7 protein-coding genes are annotated in these 8,876 nt (G+C 64.8%); 3 read left to right on the top strand and 4 right to left on the bottom strand.

Features of this window, described 5'->3' with window-relative positions; all coding sequences use genetic code 11:
* Nucleotide 1: 1 nt before the first annotated feature.
* Complete coding sequence (locus tag KA354_24645) at nucleotides 2-1,045, bottom strand: metallophosphoesterase (protein ID MBP7937842.1); 1,044 nt, start codon at nucleotides 1,043-1,045, stop codon at nucleotides 2-4.
* 232 nt (nucleotides 1,046-1,277) lie between these two features.
* On the opposite strand from KA354_24645, the gene KA354_24640 reads away from it, so the two are divergent.
* Nucleotides 1,278-1,772: a ferritin gene (locus KA354_24640; protein ID MBP7937841.1), complete on the top strand. Its 495-nt coding sequence runs from the start codon at nucleotides 1,278-1,280 to the stop codon at nucleotides 1,770-1,772.
* Between the two features lie 157 nt (nucleotides 1,773-1,929).
* Here KA354_24640 and KA354_24635 read toward each other — a convergent pair whose 3' ends face one another.
* Genes KA354_24635 through KA354_24625 form a run of 3 tightly spaced genes read right to left on the bottom strand, consistent with a single transcriptional unit; the run spans nucleotide 1,930 to nucleotide 5,579 of the window.
* The gene (locus KA354_24635) at nucleotides 1,930-3,009 is read right to left on the bottom strand and encodes a Gfo/Idh/MocA family oxidoreductase (GenBank protein MBP7937840.1); all 1,080 of its coding nucleotides are present in this window, start codon (nucleotides 3,007-3,009) and stop codon (nucleotides 1,930-1,932) included.
* A gap of 37 nt (nucleotides 3,010-3,046) precedes the next feature.
* Complete coding sequence (locus KA354_24630) at nucleotides 3,047-4,657, bottom strand: hypothetical protein (protein ID MBP7937839.1); 1,611 nt, start codon at nucleotides 4,655-4,657, stop codon at nucleotides 3,047-3,049.
* Between the two features lie 16 nt (nucleotides 4,658-4,673).
* Nucleotides 4,674-5,579, bottom strand: a complete 906-nt coding sequence (locus tag KA354_24625) for a hypothetical protein (GenBank protein MBP7937838.1) — start codon at nucleotides 5,577-5,579, stop codon at nucleotides 4,674-4,676.
* A 215-nt stretch (nucleotides 5,580-5,794) separates the two neighbouring features.
* Between KA354_24625 and KA354_24620 the strand changes: the two genes are divergently transcribed.
* Both KA354_24620 and KA354_24615 read left to right on the top strand, forming a co-directional pair.
* The gene (locus tag KA354_24620; GenBank protein MBP7937837.1) at nucleotides 5,795-6,925 is read left to right on the top strand and encodes a hypothetical protein; all 1,131 of its coding nucleotides are present in this window, start codon (nucleotides 5,795-5,797) and stop codon (nucleotides 6,923-6,925) included.
* 364 nt (nucleotides 6,926-7,289) lie between these two features.
* The gene (locus tag KA354_24615; protein MBP7937836.1) at nucleotides 7,290-8,765 is read left to right on the top strand and encodes an alginate export family protein; all 1,476 of its coding nucleotides are present in this window, start codon (nucleotides 7,290-7,292) and stop codon (nucleotides 8,763-8,765) included.
* Nucleotides 8,766-8,876 lie beyond the last annotated feature (111 nt).

The following is an 8,876-nucleotide window of genomic DNA, read 5'->3' as shown; positions in this document are numbered from 1 at the left end:
CCTAGCCGCCCCGCTCCAGGCTTAGCAGCCGGGCCTGCTCTTCCGCGGCCGCCTGCTGCTCGGCGATCTTCTTCCGCTCCAGATCGTCCTTCGGATCCAAACGAGGTTCCCAACCGAAGGACCTGAACTCCCAGGTGAGTCGGTCGCCTTCGCACCGGAAGACCGTGTAACCGGGCTCGGAACCGGTCCAGCTACCGGCCCACCAGGCACCGCTGGCCGCGGGGCTGGTCACGTACCAGACGCCATTAAAGTGGTACTCCTCCACCCGATGGCTGTGTCCCTGGAGGAGAGCCTTGACCTTGTGGCGTTCGAGGATGGTGCGGAGGTCCTTCGTGTCCCAGATCACCATGCTCCCGTCCATGGCTTTGGCATTCGGATCGCCGGTTATTTGGCCCTGGTTACAGAAGGCCGCGATGTGGGTCACGGCCACGGTCGGCTTGCCGACCGCCTTTCCCAGATCACGGCCCAGCCACTCCAACTGCTCCCGGCCGATGCGCGGCTCGTAGGTCGGTCCGTCCTTGCCCTGGACCGGGTGAATGCAGTCCAGGACGACGAAGTGCCACCCGCGGTGATCGAAGCTGTAGTAACTCTTCTCCCAGCCGAGGGCATCCATGATCTGCTTTTTGCCGAGGCCGGGGTCGTCGAGGCTGACTTTCCGCCGCGCAGACCAGCCTAGAACGTCATGGTTGCCCATGCAGTTGTAGTATGGGACGCCCAGCGAGGCGGTGATCTCCCGGTAAAGCCGGATCTGCTCAATGAACACCGCCTTCTCGGTGTAGTTGCCGTCGAAAGCCAAGTCGCCGCCGGTCAGAACGAAATCCGGTCTAGGCCCCAGGGCACGGATGGACTCGATGCATTTCCGGTAGCCTTCGTGTCCCTGCCGCCTGGTGGTCACGTGCATATCGGTCAGATGGACGAACGTGAACGGTCTGGTCGTCGTTTCGCCGGCCGGAGCGGCGAGCAACCTCGATCGACGGCCGGGCAGCAGGGCCGCGGCCCCGGCGGCACAGGCTCCGGCGATGAACTGACGTCGCGTCGTACCCATGGGCTCCTCCCGCGAAGAACACAACCGACAGACCCCCTGGCCGCCGGCAGAATAGCCGTCGGCGATGCCCATTCTACGGCCGCGTCTGAGCCGAACCAAACCACCGGGGTCATGCCCCGCAAGCGGGACATTTCCGCCAACCCCCTGCCAAGTCGTGGGTAGACGCCTATAATGCCACGTTTGCAGGACAGACTACCTGCAGTGTCTCTTACTGCGAAAGGGAGAATACCACATGATCACCGACAAGATGGCGAAGGCACTCAGCGAGCAAGTCAACTTCGAGCTCAGTTCGGCTTATCTTTACTTGGCCATGGGCGCCCAGTTTGAGGCCGACAATCTGCCGGGGTTCGCCCACTGGATGAAAGCTCAGTACCAGGAAGAAACCAGCCACGGAATGAAGCTGTTCAACTACCTGGCCGACCGCGGCGGACGAGTCACGCTTAACACCATAGCCAAGCCGGCCCCGGAGTTCGGCTCCCCGCTGGAAGTCTTCAAGACCGTTCTGGCCCACGAACGCAAAGTAACCGCGGCCATTCACGCTCTCTACGAGCTGGCCATGGCGGAGAAGGACTACGCGACCCAGTCGCACCTGCAGTGGTTCATCAACGAACAGGTCGAGGAGGAGAAGAATGCCGAGGACATCATTCGGCAGCTCGAAGCCCTTGGCGACAAGCGGCATCTGCTGATGATGCTCGATCACCGGCTGGGCGAGCGCAAGGTGAACTGAGGGCTCGCGAACGGCTGAAATCGAAGGCTACCACGAGCGGGTGATCCGCTCGCGACTCCGTCGTCATGACCCGCCCTCATGGCTTTCGGCAACCTGGGTTTTCAGCTGGATTCAATGCGGTCTGCTTGTGGTCTGCCGTAGCTCTGACTAGCCGTCGTCAGTTCAGCCCCAGTTCCACCAGCTTGCCGGTCGCGATGCTCTGGTGGATACCGCAGAGGATGCGTGTGGTCTCCAGGCCGTCCTGGCCGTCGGGGTACTTGCCCTGGAGGTCCGCGAGTTTGCCGCCGCACTTGAGGAACGCGATGTTCTCGACTAGGTCGGCGATGGACTCGAAGCCGTAGCCGCTGTAACGCGGGTTGCCCCACTTGTCCCTGGAATAGAGCCTGAAACCGAGATTGAGCGTCTCGTGGGCGCGGTCTTTGAGGCACCCTTCGGCACCGCGGTCCTGGGAATCGACCTCCAGGATGCCCTCGGTGCCGATCACCCGGATGCCCTGGTTAACGATGGCCTCGAAGCCGCTGGGCAGCACCCAGGACGTATCCAACGTGAAGCTGACCTCGTCCTCGAAATCGATCTTGGCCTGCACACAGTCGAAGGTGTCCACGCCCAGCGACTTGAGCTTGTTCTTGACGCCGGTCGCGTAGACCCGACGGCCCTTCTTGCCACCGATGAACCAGCGAAACAGGTCGACGAAGTGGGCGCCCAGAAACCAGGCGGGCGAGGACTTGCACGCCCAGTTCGGCCACCAGTCGCGGGGCACCTCGACGCGATCCTCCATCCAGGCGTAGCCGTAAAGGGGCTTGCCCAGTTTGCCGGTCTCGATCGACTCGCGGAGGGCCATGTGATACGGGTCGTAACGCTTGTGAAAGTCGACCTCGAGCAATCGTTCGGCCTTGCGGGCCGCGGCGATCATCTCCCTGCAGCCTTCGACGGTGACGTCCATCGGCTTCTCGACCAGGACGTGACAGCCGGCCTCGAGGGCGGCCAGAACGATCGGCAGATGCGTCGGGTCCGGCGTGACCACGGAGACGCCGTCGAGGTGCTCCCTGGCGAGCATCTCGCGATAGTCCCGGTAAGTCCTCACCCCGTACTGCTCGCGGCGTTTGGCCAGCAGGTCCTCGTTCAGGTCGGCCAGGGATACCAGTTCGCACCGTCCCCCGCGCTGACACTGCGAGAAAGTCTGAAGGTGCATTTCGCCGAAGATGCCGCCACCCACCACTCCGATCCGGATCGCCATGGGATCGTCTCCTGACTGTGCCGCCCTTGGGAGGCTCCTACCGCTTCACCGCCCGCCGGGCTCGGTCGGACCAAGGCGCCGCGTTTGGATAGCTGCGCAGGAGCTCTGAATAGATGTCCGCGGCCGAGTCGGAATCACCCGCCGCCCTGCGGATCTCTGCACAACGATACAGACACTCCGGGGCCAGGCGGCTCGTCGGGAAGTGAACCACGACCCGCATAAACGCCAGCCCGGCCCGCCGGGCATTCTGCTGGGCTGCGCCACCGGTCTCCTGATCACTCTTGAGCAGGTAGGCCCGACCCTCCCAGTAGAACAGTTCCGCCTGGACCGGCCCGGCTGGCCTGTTCCGCAAGGCGGCAAGCCGAACCAGAGCCTCATCGCCCTTGCCGCTGTTGACCAGAGACTCGATCTCCGCCAGCGGCGTCTTCACGACCTGCCCGGGACCAGCCGCCGCCGGCGCCGTAGCTGGCACACGAGCTGGTATGGTGGCTGGTACGCGAGCCGGTACGGGCGCCGGCGCGGTAGCCGGAACGCGGGCCGGGGCGGAGGTCGGAACACGGGCTGGTACCGAGGCGGGGGCCGTGATGGGCACGCGGGCCGGGACCGGGGCCGGTGCAGTGGCTGAAACACGAGCCGGTACGGTGGCTGGTACGCGAGCCGGTACGGGAGCCGGCGCGGCAGCGGGCACGCGGGCCGGGGCGGAGGTCGGAACACGGGCTGGTACCGAGGCGGGGGCCGTGATGGGCACGCGGGCCGGGACCGGGGCCGGTGCAGTGGCTGGAACACGAGCCGGTACGGGAGCCGGCGCGGTAGCCGGAACGCGGGCCGGGGCGGGAACCGGCGCGGTAGCCGGCAGGCGGGCCGGGACCGGGGCCGGTGCAGTGGCTGGAACACGAGCCGGTACGGTGGCTGGTACGCGAACCGGGGCGGTGGCTGGCGCACGGGGCGTGACGGGGGCCGGCACACTGGCTGGCACGCGGATCGGCACGGGCGCCGGGGCGGGAGGCGGCGCTGAACTCGGCGGCTTGACACTCGAAGCCAAAGGTCGCTTCTGCCCGGGCCAGGTTGACCGCCACCGGAGTAACGACTCGCCTGCCGCCGTACCGCGAGACCTCTCGATGGCCGCATCGACCGCTGCGAAGGCCGCAGGCATGACGGTCGAATCCGTGACCGGCACTCGGGTGGGTCTGAGAGTCTCGAGGATTTCCGGCATCCTCTCGAGCACGGCCACATAGTGGGCTACGGCATGGTCGAACTGGCCGTCCATGTCGTACACCCTGATCAGTCGGCAGCGAACCAGTAGGGCGCGATCCAGGGACTCGCCGGCCTGAGCCGGAGTCTTGGCGAGCAGCCTCCCGTAGTCTTCCGCCGCCTGTCGGAAGGCGCCGTCCTGTTGTTGCTTCTCTGCCCGGTTGAATGCATCCCAGCCGGCGATCTGCAGGTAGGTCACTTGCTCGAGCGGCTGCTCGACTTCCCGGCCGCTCGACAGACGATACACGATCTTCCCGGCCCTGACTGCGGTAACCCGCACGTTCACCACCATGGGCTGTCCGTGCAGGTTGACGATATCGGCCTGGGCGACGGATGCCGCGACGAAGAGACCGATCAGGCACCCTCCGGCACACAAGGAAACACGAAATCTGGACACTTGCGCGAACACCCTCTCACCGCGTTGCCAGAGGCACGATTCGGAAATGCCCTCCGTGGTTCTTGGCAATCCGTTCCATCAAGCCGCTGCACCGAGGCGCCGGATCAAAGCCGAGGGTGGTGATCGCCACCGCACGGTTCTTGTTGAGCTGATCCAGAGTCCGTTCCAGTTCTTCCTCGATGTTGCGGTAGTCACCATCCGCAATGAAGTAGATGAGTTCCGGATTCACCCTGAAGGCCCGTCGGAACGCCTCAATCGGATCGGCACTTCCCCGCTTGGGTCGGTCCTTGGATGTCTCCAGGAAGGCGAGTGCGTCCTTCTTGTACTTGCGGATCGCGGGGACCAGCCGACCGGTTCCGAACTCGGTGATGTCGCCGCCGGGCTTGGCAAAGACGATGTGAAACTTCTGAGTGGGAACGAGCGTCTCCAGCGAGTTCTGGATCTCCGCGCAGATCTCCGCCCGGAAGCGATACACCGACTCGGAGAAATCGGCTACGTAGACGACCTTGTAGGCATTGCCCGCCTGGCCGAAGAGACCGCTGGCCGGGGCCATCGATCCAGCCGGACCCGCGGAGCCGGCCAAGCCGATCGCCTCTCCGGGCAAGCTCGCCCCGCTGATCTCCGGGCGATTGTCGGTCGGGACGGTGAAGGTGGGTATCTCGCCGAGGCTCACAACCGCAACGGGGGGCGTCTCTGGTGCCGCTTGGCGATCCATGATTGAAGGGCTCTGCTGCTGGGTCAGCTTGAGGGGTACGTTCTGGATAGGCTGCTGGGGACTGGGGCTACCCGTCAATTGGGCCTCGGGAATGATGATCCGCCGGATCGGGGCGGCCTCTCGCATGGCGATGCTGTAGAACCCGTAGAACAACCCGGCATGAAGGGCGATCGAAACGACCCATGCGAAGGTTCTCGACCGGACCACGCGCACTGGCCATGAGGGTCGCGACCGGGCGGGGACGCGAACAGGGATCTCGGCATAGGCGGGTGAGCTCATGCGTAACCAGCGATGCCTGCTTCGGCGGTCGTCCTCCATGCACGCACGGCTCCGAATGCCGGCCGTACGCCCTCGGAGTGTATGGACGACAGCAGAGAGCGTCAAATAGTGAGCTGGGCGGTGGTTTGTGATATGGTATGGGCATGCGAAACGGGCAAGGGCTCATTCTGTCGTCCTGGTTGCTGGTGACCTGGGCTGCACCGGGCGTGGGGGCCGCGGAGAGCGCGCCGGCGAGCGGCGAACGCAAGACGCCTCTGGCCGCGACGCGGCCTGCCCCGGCATTCACGCTCAATCTCACGGCGGCCATGGCCGATCCGCCCACCTGGAGCGCGGGACACGCGGCACAACTGGCGGCCATGAAGCGGCTGTCTGATGAGGTTGAGGCGCCCCTTGATCGGGCGGCCACCCATCTGGCGATCGCGAACTGGCTGCTGGCGGTCCCGACCAGCCACGCGGCCACACGGTGGCTGGTCGGCCTGGCCGACGACAAGGACCTGGCCCTCCTGGCCGATTCAGCGGCTTCGGCGCGCAGACATGTGGACCAGGCACGGAAGGAACTAGAGGCGGTCAGCAAGCCTACCAGCCGTCCGGAGGGCGGTTTGAACGATCGAGCCTCTCGCCTGGAGACGACGGCCGCCACCATAGAACCTTTTGCCACCCTGCTGGCCGCAGGCCGAATGACCGAGACAGACGAGAAAGCTCGCCAGGCGGCCTGGGGCCGCGTCGCCCGGGGCCTGGCGGCGGCACGCGAGTCGACGGACGAGGATCTGGCCGCCGGCGCCCTCCTCTGGCAAGCCTTCGCCTGGCAGATGGCTGGACGAACCGAGCGGGCCAAGAGCGGACTGCCGGAACCGCTGACGCCGCCGTCCAAGCCGGGATACGACTTCCTGGCTCGCCTGCTTCGCTGTCGACTGCTAAGCGACGCCGGGCAGTTCACCGCAGCCACAGCACTGACGATCGAGATTCGCCGACAGTGCCGTGTCTGGTTCAAGGGGGACACCTCGAACGCTGCCGCCCCTCCGCAGCGACTGGCCGCCCTGGTCCAGTGCCAGATCGGCAAGCGATGGCTGCAGCGGCTCAGGACAGACACCGCTCCAGCCGCCATCGGCCCGCTGGAAACGATGCTCGGGGAATTACAGGCGGCCTACTTTGATGAGGCTGAGGGTCGTCCAGGAGTGTACTTCCTGGAAACGACCATCCCGGTGACCATCCATCCGCCCGCCCGGAAGGCTACTGCCACCGCGGGGGCATCGGTACCGCCGGACGAATCGTAACCCGCACAATGGCAGTATGTTGCAGTCATCGGTGGCCGAACTCGGTCGCGAAAGGTCGGTCCTGATCGACCACGGGGGCATACAAAGAAAGCACCGGGAGCCCTAGGGGCTGACCCGGTGCTTTCCGGAGGGGAAAGAAGCCGGTGTTGACGCTTGTTTGCCACTCTGCCGCTGTCAAGCCTCGTCATTTGATTATACGCACGCGGGTCCGAAAAGTTGGCCCCCCGGGATCGAAATTCCACGGCTTCACTCTTGCGTGGTGGGCGGAAAACGACCATCATAACACACGCACTTTCGTGGCCCCCAGGTCAAGCGGCGTCGGCGCGGCGGGAGACTGGATGGGGCAGGCGCACTGCAGGACTCTATGTTGGCTTGTGCCCGACATTCTCGTGGCGACAGAGCTGCCGGTGGCGAGTCTCGCGATCCCTGGCTTGCGTGGCTCGGCCGGTCCCTGGCCCTGTCGCTGAGTTGCCTGCTCACGACCGTTTCCGTCGAGGGGCAACAGGGCAGCTCGGCGTTTCTCAACCAGCAACGAGCCCTCGAGGACGAGGTCCGTGCCGCCCTGGACAAGGAATTGCCGACCGACCAGAAGTTCGACATGGACTGGGGCGGCTGGTACAGCTTCCACCTCTTCCAGTTCGACGACGGCGTCAACTCCTCGCGAACCTTCCGCCGGCACGACATCCGCGGGTGGACGTCGGCCAGCATCGACCAAGGAGCTCACGAGTTCTATCTCCGCGGCAAACTGTTGTTTGAAGATTGGAACCACGGCGACTCGTATGACGGCAATGAGGACGACGTCGTCGGACCGAATCTCGACCGGGGCTTCTATCAGTTTGACTTGCGGAAGGCGGCCAAGGCCTGCGGCGGGAACCGGCTCGACTGGGACCTGAATGTGAAGGCCGGCCGCGATCTGGTCGAGTTCGGCACCGGCTATGCTCTATCCCTGCCGATGGACCACGTCCAGATCAAGCTCGAGGTCGAGAAGGTCGAACTGACCAGCTTGATCGGCACCAGCATCCGCAGCGTCGACGATTTCGACCTCAGCCGACCGAAGTACGGCAGCATGCACCGCAATTTCTACGGCCTGCAGGCCAAGTACCTCGGCATGGACAAGCATCAGCCCTTCTTCTATGCCCTGTGGAACGAGGATCTCCGAGGGCAACGGGCACCGGATTTCTTCCGCAACCACGATTACGACTCTTACTACCTGGGCATCGGCTCGACCGGTGAGCTGGCCAGGGACCTGCGATACGGATCAGAGTGGGTGTTCGAGGGCGGCCGGAGCTACATGGACCGCTGGCCGCCGACCCGGCGGAATATCTGCGCCTGGGCCTTCGACCAGTCCCTCGAGTACCTCCCCCACTGGCCGCTGCAGCCGCGGTTCATTGGCGAGTACATGTTTGCCAGCGGCGACGCAGATCGACGACTGAGTCCCACCGACGTCGAAGGGGGCAACACGGCCGGCAGGGACACCAGCTTCGTGGGCTTCGGCTATCGTGACACCGGGCTCGCCTTCGGTCCACGGCTGAGTAACGTCCACATCTGGCGAGCCGGTTCGGCTTTCAAGCCGTTGGAGAAGATCGAGTGTCTGCGTGACCTGGAATGCGGCACCGACTGGTTTCTCTATGCCAAGAACCGCGCCCACGCCGCCGTCTCGGATGAAACCGCGAACGAGGAGTCGGGGTATCTCGGCTGGGAGATGGACTACTTCGCGAACTGGCGAATCACCTCCGACCTGGCGTGGACGATTCGCCTGGGAACGTTCTTCCCCGGACAGGCGTTCAGCGACCAGACGACGAGGACCTTCTTTCTGACGGGCGTGACCTACAGCTTCTGAAGCGTGCCGACGGCCCTGCCTTCGTCACGCGAAGTGAGACGTGAGCAGTGAGAAGTGAGACCCGCATGGCTTGGCTCGCATTTGTCACCGTGCTGACGGCAGGGTGCGGTC

The sequence above is a fragment of the Phycisphaerae bacterium genome, from assembly GCA_018003015.1.
Lineage (GTDB): Bacteria > Planctomycetota > Phycisphaerae > UBA1845 > PWPN01 > JAGNEZ01.
The sequence above is the reverse complement of the archived record's forward strand: the minus strand, read 5'-3'. Positions and strand labels throughout refer to the sequence as shown.